At 56.5% G+C, this 20,985-nt stretch carries 15 protein-coding genes and 3 tRNA genes; 11 read left to right on the top strand and 7 right to left on the bottom strand.

From position 1 onward, the window contains the following. Positions 1 to 3: 3 nt before the first annotated feature. Both EC836_RS07585 and frdA read right to left on the bottom strand, forming a co-directional pair. The gene (locus EC836_RS07585) at positions 4 to 738 is read right to left on the bottom strand and encodes a succinate dehydrogenase/fumarate reductase iron-sulfur subunit (RefSeq protein WP_123331684.1); all 735 of its coding nucleotides are present in this window, start codon (positions 736 to 738) and stop codon (positions 4 to 6) included. Beyond that, complete coding sequence (frdA, locus tag EC836_RS07580; RefSeq protein ID WP_233599210.1) at positions 731 to 2,500, bottom strand: fumarate reductase (quinol) flavoprotein subunit; 1,770 nt, start codon at positions 2,498 to 2,500, stop codon at positions 731 to 733. Before frdA ends, EC836_RS07585 begins: the two co-directional genes overlap by 8 nt. Before the next feature lie 268 nt (positions 2,501 to 2,768). On the opposite strand from frdA, the gene epmA reads away from it, so the two are divergent. Then, entirely contained in the window at positions 2,769 to 3,746 is a 978-nt protein-coding gene (epmA, locus tag EC836_RS07575) for an elongation factor P--(R)-beta-lysine ligase (RefSeq protein WP_123331679.1), read from the top strand. Positions 3,747 to 3,862: 116 nt separating this feature from the next. Here epmA and mscM read toward each other — a convergent pair whose 3' ends face one another. From mscM to rsgA, 3 genes are all read right to left on the bottom strand, one after another. Beyond that, entirely contained in the window at positions 3,863 to 7,198 is a 3,336-nt protein-coding gene (mscM, locus tag EC836_RS07570; RefSeq protein ID WP_123331677.1) for a miniconductance mechanosensitive channel MscM, read from the bottom strand. 9 nt (positions 7,199 to 7,207) lie between these two features. Then, complete coding sequence (gene asd, locus EC836_RS07565) at positions 7,208 to 8,107, bottom strand: archaetidylserine decarboxylase (protein WP_123331675.1); 900 nt, start codon at positions 8,105 to 8,107, stop codon at positions 7,208 to 7,210. A gap of 162 nt (positions 8,108 to 8,269) precedes the next feature. Next, entirely contained in the window at positions 8,270 to 9,331 is a 1,062-nt protein-coding gene (gene rsgA / locus EC836_RS07560) for a small ribosomal subunit biogenesis GTPase RsgA (RefSeq protein ID WP_123331673.1), read from the bottom strand. A 102-nt stretch (positions 9,332 to 9,433) separates the two neighbouring features. On the opposite strand from rsgA, the gene orn reads away from it, so the two are divergent. Next, positions 9,434 to 9,979 carry an oligoribonuclease gene (orn, locus tag EC836_RS07555; RefSeq protein WP_123331671.1) on the top strand — a complete coding sequence of 182 codons (546 nt, stop codon included), beginning with the start codon at positions 9,434 to 9,436 and terminating at the stop codon, positions 9,977 to 9,979. A 208-nt stretch (positions 9,980 to 10,187) separates the two neighbouring features. Further along, a tRNA-Gly gene (locus tag EC836_RS07550) sits at positions 10,188 to 10,263 on the top strand. Between the two features lie 180 nt (positions 10,264 to 10,443). Here the strand turns inward: EC836_RS07550 and EC836_RS07545 are convergent. Next, a complete protein-coding gene (locus EC836_RS07545) occupies positions 10,444 to 11,385 on the bottom strand; it encodes a siderophore ABC transporter substrate-binding protein (protein ID WP_123331669.1) in 942 nt (313 codons plus the stop codon). A gap of 293 nt (positions 11,386 to 11,678) precedes the next feature. On the opposite strand from EC836_RS07545, the gene EC836_RS07540 reads away from it, so the two are divergent. Continuing rightward, positions 11,679 to 11,754: transfer RNA gene (locus tag EC836_RS07540), tRNA-Gly, on the top strand. A gap of 597 nt (positions 11,755 to 12,351) precedes the next feature. Next, positions 12,352 to 12,427 (top strand) — tRNA-Gly (locus tag EC836_RS07535). A gap of 314 nt (positions 12,428 to 12,741) precedes the next feature. On the opposite strand, the gene queG is transcribed toward EC836_RS07535, so the two are convergent. Continuing rightward, complete coding sequence (queG, locus tag EC836_RS07530; RefSeq protein ID WP_123331667.1) at positions 12,742 to 13,881, bottom strand: tRNA epoxyqueuosine(34) reductase QueG; 1,140 nt, start codon at positions 13,879 to 13,881, stop codon at positions 12,742 to 12,744. On the opposite strand from queG, the gene nnr reads away from it, so the two are divergent. The 6 genes from nnr to hfq all read left to right on the top strand — a co-directional run bounded on the left by nnr (position 13,880) and on the right by hfq (position 20,958). Beyond that, positions 13,880 to 15,403 (top strand): bifunctional ADP-dependent NAD(P)H-hydrate dehydratase/NAD(P)H-hydrate epimerase, encoded by a 1,524-nt coding sequence (nnr, locus tag EC836_RS07525; RefSeq protein WP_123331666.1) that lies wholly within the window; start codon positions 13,880 to 13,882, stop codon positions 15,401 to 15,403. The genes queG and nnr overlap by 2 nt on opposite strands. Continuing rightward, positions 15,400 to 15,876 (top strand): tRNA (adenosine(37)-N6)-threonylcarbamoyltransferase complex ATPase subunit type 1 TsaE, encoded by a 477-nt coding sequence (gene tsaE / locus EC836_RS07520; protein WP_123331664.1) that lies wholly within the window; start codon positions 15,400 to 15,402, stop codon positions 15,874 to 15,876. The genes nnr and tsaE overlap by 4 nt, the downstream gene beginning before the upstream one ends. Then, a complete protein-coding gene (amiB, locus tag EC836_RS07515; protein WP_199735052.1) occupies positions 15,873 to 17,576 on the top strand; it encodes an N-acetylmuramoyl-L-alanine amidase AmiB in 1,704 nt (567 codons plus the stop codon). Before tsaE ends, amiB begins: the two co-directional genes overlap by 4 nt. A gap of 12 nt (positions 17,577 to 17,588) precedes the next feature. Continuing rightward, on the top strand, positions 17,589 to 19,601 hold the full coding sequence (mutL, locus tag EC836_RS07510; RefSeq protein ID WP_123331662.1) for a DNA mismatch repair endonuclease MutL: 2,013 nt from the start codon (positions 17,589 to 17,591) through the stop codon (positions 19,599 to 19,601). Further along, entirely contained in the window at positions 19,594 to 20,544 is a 951-nt protein-coding gene (miaA, locus tag EC836_RS07505; protein ID WP_123331660.1) for a tRNA (adenosine(37)-N6)-dimethylallyltransferase MiaA, read from the top strand. Before mutL ends, miaA begins: the two co-directional genes overlap by 8 nt. Positions 20,545 to 20,646: 102 nt before the next feature. Next, entirely contained in the window at positions 20,647 to 20,958 is a 312-nt protein-coding gene (hfq, locus tag EC836_RS07500) for an RNA chaperone Hfq (protein WP_123331658.1), read from the top strand. Positions 20,959 to 20,985: the final 27 nt, after the last annotated feature.

Here is a 20,985-nt window from a genome sequence, read left to right as displayed (position 1 = left end):
CCCTTAATGAGGTTTCAGCGTGGCGATCATGAAGTCCCGACTGCTCTCGATTTTCCCCTGCTGGATAGCGGCCGCCGGATCGACGTGTTTCGGGCAAACTTCGGAACAGAAGCCGACGAAGGTGCAGCTCCATACGCCGTTTTCCCCGTTGAGCTGCGGCATGCGCTGTGCTTTACCGCGATCCCGACTGTCCAGGTTGTAACGATGGGCGAGGGTGATGGCCGCAGGGCCGATAAACTCCGGGTTAAGCCCGAACTGCGGGCAGGCGGCGTAGCATAAACCGCAGTTAATACAGCCGGAAAACTGATGGTACTTCGCCATCTGCGCAGGCGTCTGGCGTCCGGGGCCCTGAGCAGCATCCCCCGGATTGCCGATGATCCACGGCTTGATCGCCTCCAGGCTTTCGATAAAGTGGGTCATATCCACAATCAGATCGCGTTCGATGGGGAAATTGGCCAGCGGCTCTACCTTCATTCCCTGCGGGTAGTCGCGCAGGAAAATTTTACAGGCGAGTTTGGGCACGCCGTTAACCATCATGCCGCAGGAACCGCAGATGGCCATGCGGCAGGACCAGCGGTAGGACAGATCGAAGGCGAGGTTATCCTTGATGTAGCCCAGTGCATCCAGCAGCGACGTTTGTTCATCCCAGGGCACGCTGAAGATTTCATGGCGCGGCAGCCGGTCGCTTTCCGGGTTGTAACGCAGAATATCGATTTTACGCAGGGCGTTATCACTCATTTACGGGCTCCTTGGGGCGGTTATCCTCCGATGCGGCACCGTACACGCGCTGTGCCGGTGGCAGATGGGTAATGGTGACCGGATCCCAACTGACGGTGGGGGCGGCCTGTGAATTAAAGAACGTCAGGCTGTGCTGTAGGTATTTTTCATCGTCGCGCTCCGTACAACCCTCATCCAGCCGCTGATGCGCGCCGCGAGACTCTTTACGCTGGATCGCCGAATGCGCCATGCATTCCGCAACATCCAGACCGTGCTTCAGCTCGATGGTGTACAGCAGCTGCGTGTTGAAAACGCTGGAGCTATCGGTTATCGCCACGTTTTCGACCCGCTGCTTCAGTTCGGCCAGCTTATCGATGGTTTTCTGCATCAGTTCCGGGGTGCGATAGATACCGCAGCCTTCTTCCATCGCCATGCCCATCTCATCACGCAGCACCGACAGATTTTCACCGCCCGACTGGTGGGTCAGCGCATGCAGGCGACGTTTGATATCGCTGCTTTGCGCGCTGATAACGTTGTAGGAGATCGGATGCGGCTGCGCGCAGCGCTGTGCGGCCTGCTCTCCGGCAAGGCGGCCAAACACCACCAGCTCCGCCAGCGAATTTGAACCCAGGCGGTTGGCTCCGTGCAGGCCGACGGAAGAACATTCTCCGACGGCAAACAGCCCTTTGATGCGGGTTTCACAATGGACGTTGGTTTCGATACCGCCCATGGTGTAGTGAGCGGTAGGGCGTACGGGGATCGGCGCACTGACCGGATCGACGCCGACGTAGGCTTTGCTGAGTTCGCAGATAAACGGCAGGCGTTCATGCAGCTTTTTCGCGCCGAGGTGGCGTAAATCCAGATGCACCACGTCCCCACGTGCGGTGGCAATGGTGTTGCCCTTGCGCCACTCGTGCCAGAACGCCTGAGAGACTTTGTCGCGCGGGCCCAGCTCCATATATTTGTTTTTCGGCTGGCCGACCGGCGTTTCTGGCCCCATACCGTAATCCTGTAGATAGCGATAGCCGTCTTTATTCACCAGAATGCCGCCTTCACCGCGGCAGCCTTCGGTCATCAGGATCCCTGATCCCGGTAGGCCGGTCGGGTGATACTGCACAAACTCCATATCGCGCAGTGGCACGCCGTGACGGAAGGCCATCGCCATGCCGTCGCCGGTAACGATACCGCCGTTGGTGTTGTAGCGATAAACGCGACCCGCGCCGCCGGTGGCGAGGATCACCGAGCGGGCGCGAACCTCAACCAGCGTGCCTTCCATCATACTGAGCGCGACCAGGCCGCTGGCGACGCCGTCATCAACCAGCAGGTCGAGGACAAAATATTCATCCAGCCGCTGGATTTGCGGGTACTGCAGCGAGGTCTGGAACAGCGTGTGCAGCATATGGAAGCCGGTTTTGTCGGCGGCGAACCAGGTGCGCTCGTTCTTCATGCCGCCAAACCGTCGTACGCTGACGGAGCCGTCCGGCTGGCGGCTCCATGGGCATCCCCAGCGCTCCAGCTGCGCCATCTCCTGCGGACAGTGTTCTACAAAGTAGTCCACCACCGGCTGTTCGCAGAGCCAGTCTCCACCGGCAACCGTATCGTGAAAGTGAGAGTCGAAGCTGTCCTGCGCGGTGGTGACGGCGGCGGCACCGCCCTCAGCGGCAACGGTATGGCTGCGCATCGGATAGACCTTAGAGATCAGCGCTATCTTCAGCCTCGGGTTCGCTTCTGCGGCAGCAATGGCGGCGCGTAGTCCTGCACCCCCTGCACCCACAATGACCATGTCGACAGTCAGGATTTGCACATGTTCCTCCCTGCTGGGTTTTTTATATACTATTCAGAGTGTTGGCGAGGTTTCTTCACCAGTCTGTGCTCAGTATACGTTGGCTGAACAGGTGCTAACTTGATGTGTTCGGGTATTTGGGCGGGTAGTGTAGAAAAATCATACAAAGGGTTTCTGGCGGTGAGGATCGGTTTTATTCCGCGCAGAATTGTGTGTTACGCCAGGGACAGGTAGACTTCTTGCCCTGACTGACTTTGGAGTAGAAAAGATGAGCGAAACGGCCAGCTGGCAGCCGAGTGCATCCATCGCTAATTTATTAAAACGAGCGGCGATCATGGCTGAAATCCGGCGTTTCTTTGCCGATCGTGGCGTCCTGGAAGTGGAAACCCCGGCGATGAGCCAGGCCACGGTGACCGACGTCCACCTGTTCCCGTTCCAGACGCGTTTTGTCGGACCCGGCGCATCGGCAGGCCTCGATCTTTATCTGATGACCAGCCCGGAATACCACATGAAGCGGCTGCTGGCGGCGGGCAGCGGGCCGATTTATCAGCTGTGCCGCAGCTTCCGCAACGAAGAGATGGGGCGTCACCATAACCCCGAATTCACCATGCTGGAGTGGTATCGCCCGCATTATGATATGTACCGCCTGATGAATGAGGTGGACGATCTGCTGCAGCAGGTGCTGGAATGTGCCCCGGCGGAAACGCTCTCCTATCAGCAGGCGTTCATCCGCCATCTGGAGATCGATCCGCTCTCTGCCGATAAGCCCCAACTACGGGAAGCGGCTGAAAAGCTTGGTGCGGGCGATCTGGCAAACCGCGAAGAGGATCGCGATACGCTGCTACAGCTGCTGTTTATGCTCGGCGTGGAGCCGGAAATTGGCAAAGACCGCCCGGCCTTTGTTTATCACTTCCCGGCCACTCAGGCCTCGCTGGCGGAGATCAGTACCGAAGATCACCGTGTGGCGGAACGCTTTGAGGTTTACTTCAAGGGGATTGAGTTGGCAAACGGCTTCCGCGAGCTGACCGACAGTCGCGAGCAGCGTCAGCGTTTTATGCAGGATAATAAAAAGCGTGCTGCGGCCGGTTTGCCGGAGCAGCCGATCGATAACAATCTGCTGGATGCGCTGGCGCACGGTTTACCGGAGTGTTCCGGCGTGGCGCTGGGCGTCGACCGTATTATTATGCTGGCATTAAAGGCGGAGCAGCTGAGCGACGTGATTGCCTTTACGGTGGATCGCTGCTGATAAACCCTTCTCAGCGATAGATCCCGTTTCGGGATCTATCGCACTCGATATCGCTATCTGAAAAACCGGAAGTGCAGCTAAATTAGCGACCTGCTGACGCCTGACGCGGTTGCAGTTTATAAGCCACCCGATTTATACGTTCTTGCCACCGGCGCCCCGTTGCTGGCCGGCGTTTTACGGCCGATGGTTTCCATCCGCACCTGGAACGGTGGGAACGGCATCTCCAACCCGTGTTCCTGATAGCCGCGCAGAATTAGCTGATGCAGCTCATGGCGCAGCGGCATGCGGTGCCCCATCTCTGCGGCGTGAATACGCAGTTCAAAAAGCTGGATCCCCTGCTGCAAATCAACCAGGAAGGCTTCCGGCTGCGGCGTTTCCAGCACGTAGCTACAGCGATGGGCCGCCTGCAGCAGGACGTTGGTCACCTCTTCACTGTTGGCTTCGGCCGCTGCCGGGATGGTCAGCACCACGCGCGTGACCGAGTCGGAGAGCGACCAGTTCACGAACTGCTCGGTGATAAACGCCTTGTTCGGCACGATAATCTCTTTGCGGTCCCAGTCGGTAATGGTGGTCGCGCGGGTATTAATTCGCGTTATGCTGCCGGTGAGATCGCGAATAGTAACGGTATCGCCGATACGAATCGGTTTCTCAAACAGGATGATCAGGCCGGAGATAAAGTTCGCGAAAATCTCCTGCAAACCAAAGCCCAGTCCCACACCCAGCGCGGCGACCAGCCACTGTAGTTTCGACCAGTCAACGCCAATCATTGAGAACCCGGTCAGTCCACCGACCAGAATCAGCAGGTACTTAGTGACGGTGGTGATGGCATAGCCGGTCCCCGGCGTCAGATCGAGGTGCTGCAACAGCGCCAGCTCAAGCAGGGCAGGCATATTGCGCACCAGCTGGGTGGTAATAATTAGCACCAGCACGGCAATCAGTACCGAACCGAGTGTGATCGGCTGCAGGCTTTCCACGCCCTGAATCGTGGTGTTGACGTCCCACAGGCGAATATTTTCCAGGAAGCCAAATGCCGAATGAATTTCTGACCAGAGCACAATCACCGACACCAGCGCAATCAGCGTCAGAATCGAGCGCACCAGCCGCAGAGACTGGGCGCTGATGGCATCAAGATCGATCACCGGCTCTTCCACATCAATGCTGTCGGCGGCGCTCTGCTGTGCGGCGGTGTCTTCTTCCCCGCGTGCGCGCTGGGCAAGGATCTCTGCACGGCGATGACGGGCGCGATCGAAGGCGATACGACGTCGTTGGATCAGCATCCAGCGGCGAATGATGTGGTAGATCACCAGTAGCAGGAACCAGATTGCTACCGAGGTTTCCAGCCTGGCCAGCAGCGCCTGAGCCGTTGCCAGATAGCCAATGCACGACGCCAGCGCGGCAATCAGCGGAATGGCAATCATCGCATTCCACAGGACGTTATTAATGAAATTCTCGCCGTTGCCCTCTTTATCCAGGTGCAGCGGGATCCCGGCACGCTTGAGGCTGACGGTCACCAGGCTCAGCGCGCCGCAAATCAGAATAAAGCACAGGCGACCCAGCGTGGCGGAGAACTCGCGGTCTTCGAGGTTATCGAAGGCGATAAGCACCATCATCAGCGGCACGACAAGGCCAATACACAGCGTGTAGAAGCGCATGGCGCGCGCCACGCGGGTTTGCGGCCAGCGGAAGTGGATGATAAACAGCCCCTGCGGGCGGGCGAAGGTGGCGCTGATCATAAACGCCCACAGCAGCGGAACGCTTGCGGTGACGCCATCGCCAACGGCGACTGCGATCGGATAAGGCCAGGCGTGCTGCAAGCCATAGCCCAGCGCGGCCCACAGTACCGGCAGCGGCAGGGCCACCAGAATGGACCAGAACACGGTACGCAGCGTCAGGCTGAAGTGATCGAGGGTGACTTTACCAACCTTGCTGGACGCGCGTTCGAGGAAGTTACGGAAGTGACGGCGCGAGCTGATACTGAAACCGACCAGCAGAATCGCGCCCAGGAGCGGCATTACCGTTTCACGGCTGGTGACCATCATCACCAGCGCGCCGCCCAGCTGACCCAGGGTATCCAACGACAGCAGGCGTTGCAGATCGCGCGCCAGCTCAAGCGGATAGCTGATGCCGATCGGGCTGACGTCAGCGGTCCAGAACAGGTAGCGGTGGGTGGCCTCTTTCACTTCATTCAGCGCATCGACCAGCTGGCTGTTGCCCACCTTCAGCTTGGTTACGCCGAGGATCAGATTATCGCAGCCTGAAAGCAGCGAGGTCAGCAGCTCGCGCTGGGTTTTTAGCTGCGCATCCAGAATGCGGCGCTGTTCGCTGGTCAGATTACTGTTGTCATCCTGGCGCAGCTGCTTCAGCGTTTGCTGGCGCTCCAGCAGATCTTCGTAGTGCAGTCGCTGCACGCGCAGCTGTGCCATTTCGTTGTCAAGCTGCTGCGGTTTTGGCATATCGGGCAGGCGCGAAACCTGGGCACGAAGGGCTTCACCGAGAACGTTGGACATGCCCAGCCACTGAGACTGCTCGCGCAGCGTGCTCAGCGCCTGGCGCACCTGGATCGTCTGGTTGGCGGCCGTACGCTGCTGCGAGGCAACCAGGTCCATCCGCTGCGCCTGCTGATTCAGTGCGGCGGAGAGCTCGCGGTTAACGCGAAACTGCTCGGCGATGCCTTCTGGCATATCACCGCTGTTTTCGGCCAGCTGCTCCGTGCGTGCCAGCGCCATTTCCGCTTCGCGCTGGCGCAGGCCGTTAAGCTGGTTGCGCAGATCCTGCAAATAGGCATCCAACTGGCTGGCTTTCAGCTGGTGGACTTCCGCCCGCATCCGCGCCAGTTCCTGCCGGTTGTTCGCGGACAGCTGCGCCAGTTCCAGTTCGTCAACCCGCGCCTTTTGTGCGGCGGATTCCGCCTGGCGCGATGCCAGCTGCGCCTGAGCGAGAGGCGTGGTGGCGGTTGGCTGACCCTGCAGGCGGCGTTCCACCTCGTTCAGGCTGCGACGGGCGTCGGTTTGCTGCAGCGGCAGCTGGGACAGGGAATCGCTGATTTCGCGGGCGCGATCCTGCTCCTGCTGCGACAGGCGGCCTTCTTCCAGCAGCTGGCTGCTAACCTGCAGGATCTCCTGATCGAGATCGGCCGCGCTCATATTGCTGCGCAGCTGTTTATTGCTGTCGGTCAGACTGGCGATCTGCTGGCGCAATTCGCGAGAAATCTTTGGAAAATCATCGATGATCTGCTGATATTCCTGCGTTTTTTCCAGCGAGGACTTTTGTTCGTCCAGCCAGTTCAGGGTGGACTGCAGGGCATCGACAACTTCCGCCTGATTCGCAGTGGTTTTGTCTGATTTCGCCTGTTCAAGTTCCTGTTTGATTTGCGCGGCATCCGGTGCGCTGGCGGCATAGAGCGGCTGGAGAAGACTCCAGCCTAACAAAATAGTGAGAATCAGGCGTGACATGGCAATCCGCTATGGATGATGGAGAACGTCTTCCGCACTGTCTTTTTGCAGTGCGATGGCCAGCGTCTCGCCCAGGCGGACTTTGCTTTCCGCTGCCAGGCTTTCAGCCAGTTTTACTTTGCCTTCGGCAAACAGGTTAATCACCGTAGAGCCGAGCTTGAAGCGGCCCATTTCCTGGCCTTTCAGCAGTACCACGGAGCCTTCGGCATCCGCGCCCGGGAAGCTCCAGCGCTTGATCACGCCTTCACGCGGTGGCGTAACGGTACCGGCCCAGACGGTTTCAATGCTGCCCACGATCGTGGCACCAACCAGAATTTGCGCCATCGGGCCAAATTCAGTATCGAACAGGCAGATGACCCTCTCATTACGGGCAAAGAGATTCGGGATGTTCTGCGCGGTCAGCGGGTTTACGGAATAGAGATCGCCGGGAACATAGATCATCTCACGCAGGATGCCGTTGCACGGCATATGCACACGATGGTAGTCGCGCGGTGCCAGGTAAGTGGTCACAAACTCGCCGTTACGGAACATCTCCGTCATCTTTTCATTGCCTGCCAGCAGGCCTTCCAGCGAGTAAGTGTGGCCTTTGGCCTGGAAGATTTGCTCACCGTCAATGTGGCCCAGCTGGCTGATGGCGCCATCGGCAGGCTGCACCAGCAGGTTGGGATCGGCAATCAGCGGGCGCGCATCATCGCGCAGCGGGCGGACAAAAAAGTCGTTAAAGGTGCGATAGCTGGCGGTATCCGGCTTCTGCGCCTCTTTCATATCGACTTTGTAGAACCACACAAAGACGTCGATGACCGCTTTGGTCAGCCATCCACCGCGTTTGCTGGCACCCCAGCCCGCAAGTTCAGTCAGGGCCTTTTTAGGCAATAAATTATTCAGGCCGAGTTTAAAACGATCCAACACGTGAGCCTCCTGGCTTAATCAGACAGCGAAAAATAAATGGGGGCGGATTGTAACAGCGTCCGGCGGTTAAGGCTAATGCCTGACCGGGCACCCTCGGTCAGTTGAGGGGCTGCAGCCCAATTCAGACGGGCTGTATCAATTAACATGTTAAAAGACAGACTGTTAATCTTTGTCAGAGCTGAAGTTGCGGCGGGTTTTGGCCTGTACTTCAGACATGCTTTCCAGAATATGGTGGTAGTTGACGAAACGTGACTCGTCGATTTCGCCATTATCTACCGCTTCACGGATAGCACATCCCGGATCGGCATCATGCTTGCAGTCACGGAACCGGCATCCGCCTAAATACTTACGGAATTCGACAAACCCCAGAGTGATTTGTTCCGGTTCCAGATGCCATAAACCAAATTCACGGACGCCCGGGGAGTCAATCACGTCGCCGCCGTGTGGGAAGTGATAAAGGCGTGCGGCGGTGGTGGTGTGCTGGCCAAGACCGGAAACATCGGAAACGTCGTTGGTGAGGATCTCATTGCTGCCGAGATCCAGGCCGAGCAGGGCGTTGAGCAGGCTCGATTTGCCGACGCCGGACTGGCCGGCAAAGATGCTGACGCGCCCGGTCAGCGCCTCTTCCAGTTCGACAAGTCCCTGTTTTTCATGGCTGGAGACCATCAGCACCCGATAGCCAATATGGCGATAGATGTCCATTTGCTCATCAACGAATTTGCGGCCTTCTTCATCCAGCAGATCGGTTTTGTTCAGCACCAGCAGCGGCTCAACGTCCAGCGTTTCGCTGGCAACCAGGTAGCGATCGATAATATTCAGCGACAGTTCGGGCAGAATCGCAGAGACAATAACAATCTGGTTAATGTTGGCGGCGATAGGTTTCACCCCATCGTAGAAATCCGGGCGGGTGAGGACCGAGGTTCGCTCGTGTACCGCTTCAACGATACCTTTCACCGTTGCACCACCTTCCACGCCCGGGCGCCACAGTACGCGGTCACCGGTCACTAACGAACGGATGGTACGGCGAATATTACAGCGGTGTACCGAACCATCCGCATCTTCCACGTCAACGTGCATACCAAACCGGCTGATCGCCACGCCATCCCGCGCCTCGCCGAACAGACTGTCATCCGGTTCCGGCTTATCGGCACGCTGCTTCAGGCGGCGATCGTGGTTAGCACTTACGCGACGTTGTTGACCTTTGGATAGTTTGTTTTTACTCACTGTTCCTCACACGAATCAGGCATATTTCGCCCTACGCGGGCAAAACGTCTATCATACACGCTAATTAACGACAATGCCGCTTTGACCACAGTGAGATGCACTATGACCGCGAATGCTAATAACCTGATTTGGATTGATCTTGAGATGACGGGCCTGGACCCGGAGCAGGATCGGATTATCGAGATCGCCACGCTTGTTACCGATGCCAATCTGAATATTCTCGCTGAAGGGCCGGTCTTTGCCGTGCATCAGTCCGACGCGCAGCTGGCGCTGATGGATGACTGGAACGTGCGTACGCACACCAACAGCGGGCTGGTTGAACGCGTGAAGGCCAGCCAGCATGACGATCGCGCGGCCGAACTGGCCACTATTGAATTCCTCAAAGAGTGGGTACCGGCCAACAGCTCACCGATCTGCGGAAACAGCATTGGCCAGGATCGCCGCTTCCTGTTTAAATACATGCCGGAACTGGAAGCCTACTTCCACTATCGGTACCTGGACGTCAGCACGTTGAAAGAGCTGGCGCGCCGCTGGAAGCCGGAAATCTTGCCGGGCTTTAAAAAGCAGGGCTCGCACCAGGCAATGGATGACATCCGTGAATCCGTAGCCGAACTTTCCTACTACCGTGAGCATTTTATCCAGCTGTGATGAGGGGAAGGCGGGGCGTTAAATTTTCTTTTTGCCGGATACCCGCCGCGCTTAGACGGCGATTTGCTGATAAATTCACCTCTTTGGCGTATTTATCAGCAGTTGGAAAGAAAAATTCAAAATTTTACGACGACAGGATTGCGCAGAGAGTAAATCTCCGTATAATCCGCTCCCCGTACCGGTGAAGAAATTACATCGCTACGACTAAGCGGGAATAGCTCAGTTGGTAGAGCACGACCTTGCCAAGGTCGGGGTCGCGAGTTCGAGTCTCGTTTCCCGCTCCAAATTTTGTTTCGCTGCGAAAGCGGTAAAACAGTGAAAAAAGGACCCTTAGGGTCCTTTTTTTATGCCTGTAATTCTGACGTTTGCTGGCAATTTCCTGTACACCAGGCAACTTATCACAGCGATATATCCTGCTAAGCTCGGCGAAACATCAGGGCGATGCCACCACCGCCCTGACGATATTACTGGCTGTTGCTCAATACGCCATAAATACGCTTCACCTGCTGGTCATAGGCCGTTAACCCACCCGCGGAATAAATCGCTTTGGCGTCCAGATAAACAATATGGCCGTCTTTTGCCGCTTTGGTTGCACGCACCAGCGGATCGCCCAGCAGTTTCTCCGCATTCGCCGCTCCCTGACCGATAGCGCTGTTGCGGTCGATCACGAAGATCCATTCCGGGTTGGCTTTTTTGATGCGGGCCGCATCAACGATCTCACCGAAACGCCCCTTGCCCTCGACCTGAGTGGCTTCTTTAAAGCCCAGCAGATCGAAGATAAAACCGTAGTGATCGCCATAGCCATAGGCCATCAGCTTATCGCCGGTCACCAGCACGGTCATCGCGGTACCGGCTTTTTCCGCCAGCGGACGCGTTTTTTGAATATCCTCATTAAACGCGGCGAGTGCCCGCTCTGCCTGCGGCTGCTTATCAAACAGCTTGCCTAAGGTGCGGGTGCGATCTTCCAGGCTGCTCAGCAGGTGGGCATTATCCACGGTCAGATCCAGCGTGGGTGCCACGGCGCGTAATTTATCCGTCGATTCAAACGCGCGGCTGCCGCCGATAATCAAGTCCGGCTTGTGCTGCTTCAGCACCTCGAAGTCGGGTTTAAACGGGTTGCCGACGTTATAGTAGTTGCCCGACTCATATTTGCTGAGGTAAGCCGGGTAAGCGCCTTTCTGTTTCGGTAACGGCAGCCCGGAAACCTTGACTCCCAGTACATCAAGAATATCCAGCATCGCCAGATCGTAGACGACGACATTCTGCGGGTTCTTATTCAGCGTCTGGGTATTGATGCTGTCGGTCACGGGGATGTTGGCGGAAGAGGTTTCTGCAGCAAAGGAACCCGATGCCGCGAATAACACGCAGGTTGCTAGACAGGTGCGAGTAAAACGAGGTAGAGACATAAAACAACATCCTTTGTAAGTGTAAATGGTAATCGTTCTCACTTGATGATACTGCAAACGTTCTCTATGTACATAGGGTTGTTAACCGTCCGAACGTGCTGATATTTGCCGGTTAATTATTCTTTTTGGGGAAATTTATAGCAGTCGGTGTGATTAAGACGAAAAAGCGCGGAAGAGGGCTTGTCAGCTCGCTGCATCTGGTCCATAATGGCGCCCATTCCTGATTAGGGAATGAAGTAAAAAATTTAAATATCAAGCAATTACCTACTGTTTGATAGCAACACCACTCCTAAGCGGGAATAGCTCAGTTGGTAGAGCACGACCTTGCCAAGGTCGGGGTCGCGAGTTCGAGTCTCGTTTCCCGCTCCAAGTTTCTTCAGTTTTTCTTTTTTTCCTCACTGCGTCATTTAAATATCATTTCAAATTGACGAACAGTCGAAAACTTGCCTGAAATCATCCTGTTTTACTGCTGTTTCTCCCATGGACTAATCCCTCATTTTTATTGTGTTGCCTCTGTTTATGTCGTTTTTCAACGGTGAACACTGGCGCTGAAACACGACGGGAAAGTGAAAATCCGGGCAAAGGGATCCTCTGCAAGGATGGGGGCGACAGAAGCAGAGAGGACATTCATCATGAGGTCATTTCTCAGATCCTTCCGTTGCTGGCAAAAAGTCTTAATATTGCAACACCGTGATGGTTTTCTAGCTCCTTAGATAATTGACTGAAATCTAGCCATAAATTATTCGATGACAATCTCCTTCCCGAACGAGGGAAATGAGGCTTATCGTCAAGCCCCGTGGCGATTTGTAGAAAGAATGAGATCCGTGTGAATTTTTTTTGACGCAGGTCTTGCCAGCGCTATCAAACAGGTCCATAATAGCGACCTCTCCTCGGGAATGAACGAGGAAAGCTATAAAAATCAGTGAGTTACAGATTTTTAGTGCAGTAAAGCAGCAACACTTCCAAGCGGGAATAGCTCAGTTGGTAGAGCACGACCTTGCCAAGGTCGGGGTCGCGAGTTCGAGTCTCGTTTCCCGCTCCAAAAATAGTTTTATCTCATCAAAAAAATCAAATTATCCACAGCAATTGCTGCCGGGTATTGATTTTCTCATTACTAAGCCAAAATTGTTTTAAACAGAGTTATCCACAGGATGCTTTTCATCTGTCGGCGATTGCCTGATAAGCAAATTCTTACGTTTTATTTATAACTTATTGTTTTTTATCTATTTGTGAATATTTCAAATTGTTATCTGGATCGCTTGTCATTTCTGTGAAGGTTGAATGACAACGGTTTTTTATTTTTATTCACAGCATGTGGAAAAACTTGCTGGCATGAAAATCGACCCGATTGTGCATTTAAGCATCACGCGGTAATCCTTTCTCAACCGCACGCACCAGGCGCCGCTGCTGGCTGCTCTGAACATCAATCGCATTTTCATCGCGTTTTGCCAGCTGGCAGGCGACCGACCAGCGAATATGCTCATCCAGCATCTCATTCTCCCCCAGCCTTGCCTTTAAAGCCTGAACATGTGATGCGTCCCACGGTGCATTACCTAGCGCCACGGCCACGTTTCGCAGCCAGCGCAGGTGCCCGATACGACGGATGGCAGAGCCTTCTGTTATCCGCAGAAATTTTGCCTCGTCCCAGGCGAACAAATCGACCAGCGGCGGTGCGTGCAGTACGGCACGCGGGCTGAAGTCATCCTCATCGGTAAGCTGACCGTAACGGTTCCATGGACAGATTAGCTGGCAGTCATCGCAGCCGTAGATGCGGTTACCGATCAGCGGCCGGAATTCTTCCGGGATCGCGCCTTCCAGCTCAATGGTCAGATACGAAATACAGCGACGGGCATCGACTTTATAAGGTTCGACAATTGCCCCGGTCGGGCAGGTGGTGATACAGGCCACGCAGCGCCCGCAGTTTTCTTCCACCGGGCCGTCGACGGGAAGAGGCAGGTCGATCAGCAGCTCGCCAAGGAAAAACCACGATCCGGCTTCACGATTAAGGATCAGCGAATGTTTACCGGTCCAGCCCAGCCCGGCTTTTGCGGCAAGAGGGCGCTCCAGCACCGGGGCGGAATCAACAAAGGGACGAAATTGCGCTTCCGCACAGCGTTCCCGGATCATATCGCCTAACTTTTTAAGGCGATTACGCAATACTTTGTGGTAATCACGGCCCAGCGCATAGCGGCTAACATAGCCCAGACGAGGATTTCTTAGCGTGCTGGCAAAGGCCGCTTTCGCCGGAAGATAGTTCATGCGCACGCTGATGACCCGCAGCGTGCCGGGCATCAGTTCATGGGGACGGGCGCGCATCATGCCGTGACGCGCCATCCAGTCCATTTCCCCGTGATATTGTTTATCCAGCCAGGCCTGCAGGCGCGGCTCCTCCAGCGTTAAATCGGTATCGCAGATACCGACCTGCTGAAAGCCGAGCGCCAGCCCCCACTGTTTAATATCCAGGGCAAGTTGATGGAAATCGAGAGGATGTGACATGAAAAACCTGAACCAGCAGAAAGACAGCCTTAGTTTACCCTATTCTGTCTGGCCTGTGGAGGCGACAGCTCAGCTTGAGCGGGAAGGGGCCGATGCGCTGGGGATTACCCTGTTTGAACTGATGCAGCGGGCGGGGGAAGCGGCGTTTAACCAGATGCGGAGCCTGTGGCCGGATACCCGCCACTGGCTGGTGCTCTGCGGGCAGGGCAACAATGGGGGAGATGGTTTCGTGGTGGCGCGGTTGGCGAAGGCCGCGGGACTGACGGTGACGCTGCTCGCCGTGGAGGGACGTAATCGGCTACCGGATGAAGCTCAGCGGGCGCGTGATGCCTGGCTGGCCGCAGGCGGCGTGGTCCACGATCCCGCCATCGACTGGCCGGATGATGTGGAGGTGATTGTCGATGCGCTGTTGGGGACCGGAATGAATCGGGCACCTGGCGTGCCTTACGATCGCCTGATTGAGCAGGCAAACCGTCATTCTGCCGCCGTTTTTGCCGTCGATGTGCCTTCCGGGTTAGTGGCCGCTAACGGTACTGTGCCCGGCGTGGCGATAGAAGCGGCATTTACCCTGACGTTTATCGCCCTCAAGCCGGGTTTGCTGACCGGAAAGGCGCGTGACTATGTTGGGCAGCTCGATTATCACAGCCTAGGGCTCGATCCCTGGCTGGTGACGCAGCAGGCACCGATTGCGCGTTATGATGCCGGTTATCTCTCCCGCTGGCTGACACCGCGACGAGCCACGTCCCATAAAGGCGATCACGGCCGCCTGCTGCTGATTGGCGGCGATCACGGCACCGCAGGCGCGATACGCATGGCGGCTGAAGCTGCGCTGCGTACGGGCTCAGGGCTTGTGCGAGTACTTACTCACATTGAGAACGTTGGCCCGCTGCTGATGGCACGCCCCGAGCTGATGGTCCAGGAATTGACCGCTGCCGCGCTGGATGATGGGATGGAGTGGGCTGATTTCATTGTGATCGGACCGGGGATGGGACAGGGGCCGTGGGGTAAAAAAGCGCTGAAAAAGGTAGAAAACTCTCATAAACCGATGCTTTGGGATGCCGATGCGCTTAACCTGCTGGCAATCAGCCCCGATAAACGTCAAAATCGGATTATGACGCCGCATCCCGGCGAGGCCGCGCGCCTGCTGAACGTGAAAGTGAGTGAAATTGAAAGTGACCGCTTACTTGCGGTGCGGCGGCTGGTCAAGCGCTATGGCGGAGTGGTGGTACTGAAAGGGGCCGGAACGCTTATCGCGGAAGAGAACGGTAAACTGGCGATAGCCGATGTGGGCAACGCTGGTATGGCCAGCGGTGGTATGGGCGATGTGTTATCCGGCATCATCGGCAGCCTTGCGGGGCAAAAGCTCCCGCTCTACGATGCTGCCTGCGCAGGGTGCGTTACGCACGGCGCGGCAGCCGACGCGGTGGCCGCCCGCTATGGTACACGCGGCATGTTAGCCACCGATCTGTTTTCCGTGCTCTATCTGTTTGTTAATCCTGAGATGTCGAATAAAAAAGAATGATGACCTGTGTAATCGCGTTGCCCGATGAGGCAGCAACCCTCGCATTGGGTGCCCGACTGGCCCGCGTCTGTGACGGCGCGGCAACTCTTTATCTGTACGGCGATCTGGGCGCGGGAAAAACGACGTTCAGTCGCGGGTTTTTGCAGGCTTTAGGGCATCAGGGTAACGTCAAAAGTCCGACCTATACGCTGGTAGAACCTTACGAGTTGGTCGATCGTCGCGTGTATCACTTTGACCTGTATCGCCTGGCCGATCCGGAAGAACTGGAGTTTATGGGCATTCGTGATTACTTCACCAATGACAGTATCTGCCTGGTGGAATGGCCGCAGCAGGGAACCGGCGTGCTGCCGGAACCGGATATGGAACTGCATTTGAACTATCAGGGGCATGCGCGTCAGGCCGAGTTGCGCGCCCGCTCGGCCGCTGGTGAAACGATGCTGCAGCAGTTTGCATCACAGCAGGGTGAGGTATGATGCGGCAGATTAAATCCTTGATTTTGCTTTTCCTGTTTTTCTGCTCGTTTGCCTCCATGGCGGCAAGCCTGTCCGACATTAAAGTTTCCAACGGCAGTGACCAGGCCAAAGTGACGTTGAGCTTTGCCGGGCAGCCTATTTACGCTTTCTTCCCGCTGCATAATCCTGACCGCGTGGTGCTGGATATCCGCCAGAGCGGTATTGTCGGCGGGTTGCCGCTGACCTTCAGCGGCGAAAATATTGTTAAACGCATTCGCTCCAGCGAGGCGAAGGACAGCCAGAGCATTCGACTGGTATTTGAACTGACCCAGCCGGGTAAAACACGGGCGGTGACCCAGAAAAACGGCAGCAGCTACGACGTGGTGTTTACGATCAGCGGCTCGCGTCCGGCGAAAGTGGCCAGCCGTCCGGTACCGGTCACTAACAGTCAGGCATCACGCACGGCGGCCAGCAGCAGTTCGGCTTCACGCCCGGCCAGCCAGCCGGAGAAAAATCCGTTTAATGCCAATCCGGTGACGGCCGTCACCAGCGGAACGCAAACCGCGCGCCCGCGCAGCACCTCGTCCAGCAGCGGCGATACGGTGATCGTGGCCATTGATGCCGGACACGGCGGCCAGGATCCCGGTGCTATCGGCGGCGGTGGGCTGAAAGAAAAGAACGTTACCATCGCCATTGCCCGCAAACTGAAGGCATTGCTGAACGACGATCCGATGTTTAAGGGCGTGATGACCCGCGACGGCGATTACTTTATCTCCGTGATGGGTCGTTCTGACGTGGCGCGTAAGCAAAATGCCAACCTGCTGGTTTCTATCCACGCGGATGCAGCCCCTAACCGCAGCGCGTCGGGCGCATCGGTGTGGGTGCTCTCCAACCGCCGCGCCAACAGCGAAATGGCCGGCTGGCTGGAACAGCACGAGAAGCAGTCTGAACTGCTGGGCGGCGCGGGTGACCTGCTGGCCAACAGCCAGGCGGATCCGTACCTGAGCCAGGCGGTGCTGGATCTGCAGTTCGGCCACTCGCAGCGGGTGGGCTACGATGTCGCGGTAAAAGTGATTGCCCAGCTGCAGCGCGTGGGTGCGCTGCATAAACGTCGTCCGGAACATGCCAGCCTGGGCGTTCTGCGCTCGCCGGATATTCCGTCCCTGCTGGTGGAAACCGGCTTTATCAGCAACCCTTCGGAGGAGCGACTGCTTGGCAGTAGCGCTTACCAGCAGAAGATTGCCGAGTCGATTTATAAAGGCTTGCGCAATTACTTCCTGGCGCACCCGCTACAATCCGTCCCAAAGGAGGAAAACCGACCGTTGCAGTCCGCAGCGGCGGTTGAAGTCGAAGCTAACCCGGCACCGGCAGGAACGCTCTACACCGGTGCGACCCAGCGCCACGTGGTGAAACGCGGCGAAACGCTTTCCGGCATTGCCGCGCATTATGGCGTCAGCATGGCAACGCTGCGCTCCCTGAACACGCTGAAGAAAGATGTGGTCTGGGTCGGCCAGCGCCTGAAAGTGCCAGCGGGGAGCGTAAAGCAGATCGCCAGTACGGTGAAAGCCGTGAAACCGCAGCGGCATAAAGTGGTCCGGGGTGATTCACTCACGGCCATTGCTGCCAAATATGGCGTCAGCCCGCAGGCGATTCAGCAGGCGAACAAGATGAAAACGCAGAACGTGATGCTGGGTCAGACCCTGACCATCCCTACATCGTAATCGAGGAAAGCTATGCCCATTCAGGTGCTACCACCGCAGCTTGCTAACCAGATTGCCGCTGGCGAAGTGGTAGAGCGCCCGGCCTCCGTGGTGAAAGAGCTGGTGGAAAACAGCCTGGATGCGGGTGCGACACGGATTGAGATCGACATCGAAAAGGGCGGGGCAAAGCTGATCCGTATTCGTGATAACGGCTGCGGCATCGGCAAGGACGAGCTGGCGATGGCGCTGGCCCGGCATGCCACCAGTAAAATCACCACGCTCGACGATCTTGAGGCGATTATCAGCCTCGGTTTTCGCGGCGAGGCGCTGGCCAGTATCAGCTCGGTCTCCCGTCTGACGCTCACCTCGCGCACCGAAGCGCAGAGCGAAGCCTGGCAGGCGTATGCGGAAGGCCGCGATCAGGCGGTAACGGTGAAGCCCGCTGCGCATCCGGTCGGCACCACGCTGGAAGTGCTCGATCTGTTTTATAACACCCCCGCCCGTCGCAAATTTATGCGCACCGAAAAGACCGAATTTACCCATATCGACGAAGTGGTGCGCCGCATTGCGCTGGCGCGTTTCGATGTGGCGATTAGCCTCAGTCATAACGGCAAGCTGGTGCGGCAGTACCGTGGCGTCACTGATGATGCTCAACGTGAACGGCGTCTCGGGGCGATTTGCGGTACCGCGTTTATCAGCCACGCGCTGGCTATTGAGTGGCAGCACGGGGAGCTGACGCTGCGCGGCTGGGTTGCCGATCCCGCCGGCTCAAAGGTGCTGAGCGAGCTGCAGTATTGCTATGTTAACGGGCGCATGATGCGCGACCGGTTGATTAATCACGCGATTCGCCAGGCCTATCAGGATAAGCTGGGCGAACAGCACCAGCCCGCCTACGTGCTGTATCTTGAAATCGATCCGCATCAGGTTGATGTCAACGTTCACCCGGCCAAGCACGAGGTGCGCTTCCATCAGTCGCGGCTGGTGCATGATTTTATTTATCAGGGCGTGGTGAGCGTGCTGCAGGAAACCGGTCAGGAAACGCTGCAGGATCTGGAACCGGGTATTCCCGCAGAACGCTGGCAGCCTGAAAACCGCCAGGCGGCGGGGGGAAATCATTTCTCCACGCCTGCACCCTCCGGTGCAGATTATTCTGCTGGAGCTGGAGCTGGAGCTGGAGCTGGAGCTGGAGCTGGAGCTGGAGGGGAGTTCCGTCTGGACTCCGCAGCAGCAGATGCCCCGCGTGCATCTGGTGGATCATCATCCTCTCCAACAGGATCACGCAACCCTTCCGGCGAGTCTGCCTCAGAACGCCCGTCCGGTGGCCTGGCTGCAGCAATGTTCCCACACCGGCGGCAGGAGCCGGTTTATCAGAAACGTGAGGGCGCGGCTTACCAGCAGCTGATGAATACGCCGCCGCCGCGATGCAACGAGCCCGCTCTTCCGGTGCCGGAAAAAAGTCCCGAGCCGCTACCGGAGCCGCTCCGCGGCCACGCGCAGAGCTTCGGCCGCGTGTTGACGGTTTTGCAGCAGCACTACGCGCTGGTAGAAAGTGCAGAATGCCTGTCGCTGATTGCCCTTGCCGTTGCCGAACGCTGGCTGAAACAGGCCCAGCTGGAACCCGGCTCAGAAGGCCTTAAACCGCAGCCGTTACTGATCCCGGTGCGCCTCAAACTGGATAAAGCCGAGCGTGGGGCGATGGCCGATTCGGCAACGTTGCTAAATCAGCTGGGTATTGAACTGCTTGCGGAGGGTCAGCATGTGATGCTGCGCGCGGTGCCTTTACCATTACGCCAACAAAATTTACAAAACTTGATTCCAGAACTGTTAGGCTATTTGGCCCGGCAGCAGGATGTTTCAGCCAGTCAGACAGCGCAGTGGTTAGCGCGTCAGTCTGTTTCTGAACATCAGCACTGGAATCACTCGCAGGCGATTGCTCTGCTGGCCGATGTTGAACGACTCTGCCCGCAGTTAGTGAAATCGCCACCTTCTGGATTATTGCAGACCATCGATATAACTACGGCGATGAACACCCTGAAGTATGAGTGAACAATCCACGGCTGGCCTGCCTAAGGCAATATTTTTGATGGGGCCGACGGCCTCCGGTAAGACCGCGCTGGCGATAGCCCTGCGCCAGGCGCTGCCGGTAGAGCTGATTAGCGTAGATTCCGCACTGATTTATCGCGGAATGGACATCGGCACCGCCAAGCCTTCTGCAGAAGAGCTGGCATTAGCGCCCCATCGTTTGCTGGACATCCGCGACCCCGCTGAAAGCTATTCAGCGGCCGAGTTTCGTCGCGATGCGCTGGCTGAAATGGCGGAGATTACCCAACGTGGGAATATTCCGTTGCTTGTTGGTGGCACCATGCTTTATTACAAGGCGTTACTGGAAGGATTATCCCCACTGCCCGCGGCCGATCCTGAAGTGCGTCAGCGTATAGAGCAAATGGCGAGTGAAAAGGGCTGGGAAGCGCTTCATCGCCAGTTATGTGACGTAGATCCCGTTGCTGGACGTCGTATTCATCCGAATGATCCCCAGAGACTTTCGCGAGCACTGGAAGTTTTTTTTATTTCGGGTAAAACTTTAACGGAACTGACAAAAACGTCTGGAGATGCGCTGCCCTATGATGTTCACCAGTTTGCTATCGCGCCAGCGAACCGCGAACTGATCCATCAGAGAATAGAGTTGCGTTTTCAACAGATGCTGGCGTCAGGATTTGAAGCGGAGGCTCGGGCGCTCTTTGCACGAGGTGATTTGCATACGGATATGCCTTCCATTCGTTGTGTTGGTTATCGCCAGATGTGGTCATTTTTGTCCGGTGAAATTGATTACGATGAAATGGTTTATCGGGGAATTTGCGCGACCCGGCAGTTAGCTAAACGTCAGATAACCTGGCTACGCGGTTGGAAAGATGTCCACTGGCTTGACAGTGAACGGCCCGACGAAGCGTATGCCAGAGTGTTACACGTTCTTAGTGCGAAGCCTGGGTGATTGTGTACAATTGGTGCGTTATCGCGCGCAAATTTTTTACGTCGTATTTCGAACCGTCAGGTTCTTAAGTTACAAACAACAAGCATATAAGGAAAAGATAGAATGGCTAAGGGGCAATCATTGCAAGATCCGTTCTTGAACGCACTGCGTCGTGAACGTGTTCCGGTTTCGATTTATTTGGTAAATGGCATCAAACTTCAGGGCCAGATCGAGTCGTTTGATCAGTTTGTAATTCTTTTGAAGAATACGGTTAGCCAGATGGTGTACAAGCACGCGATCTCGACCGTTGTCCCGTCCCGTCCGGTTTCCCACCACAGCAACAATGCGGGTGGCGGTAGCAGCAACTATCATCACGGTGGAAGCAACCCGGGGGCGTCTTCTCAGCCTCAACAAGACAGTGATGACGCCGAGTAACTAGCGTCGCTGTCCATCCATGACGGG

The sequence above is a fragment of the Erwinia sp. JUb26 genome (genome assembly GCF_003751505.1).
Taxonomy (GTDB): Bacteria; Pseudomonadota; Gammaproteobacteria; order Enterobacterales; family Enterobacteriaceae; genus Erwinia.
Note: the sequence above shows the minus strand (reverse complement) of the source record. Positions and strands in the feature narration are given on the sequence as shown.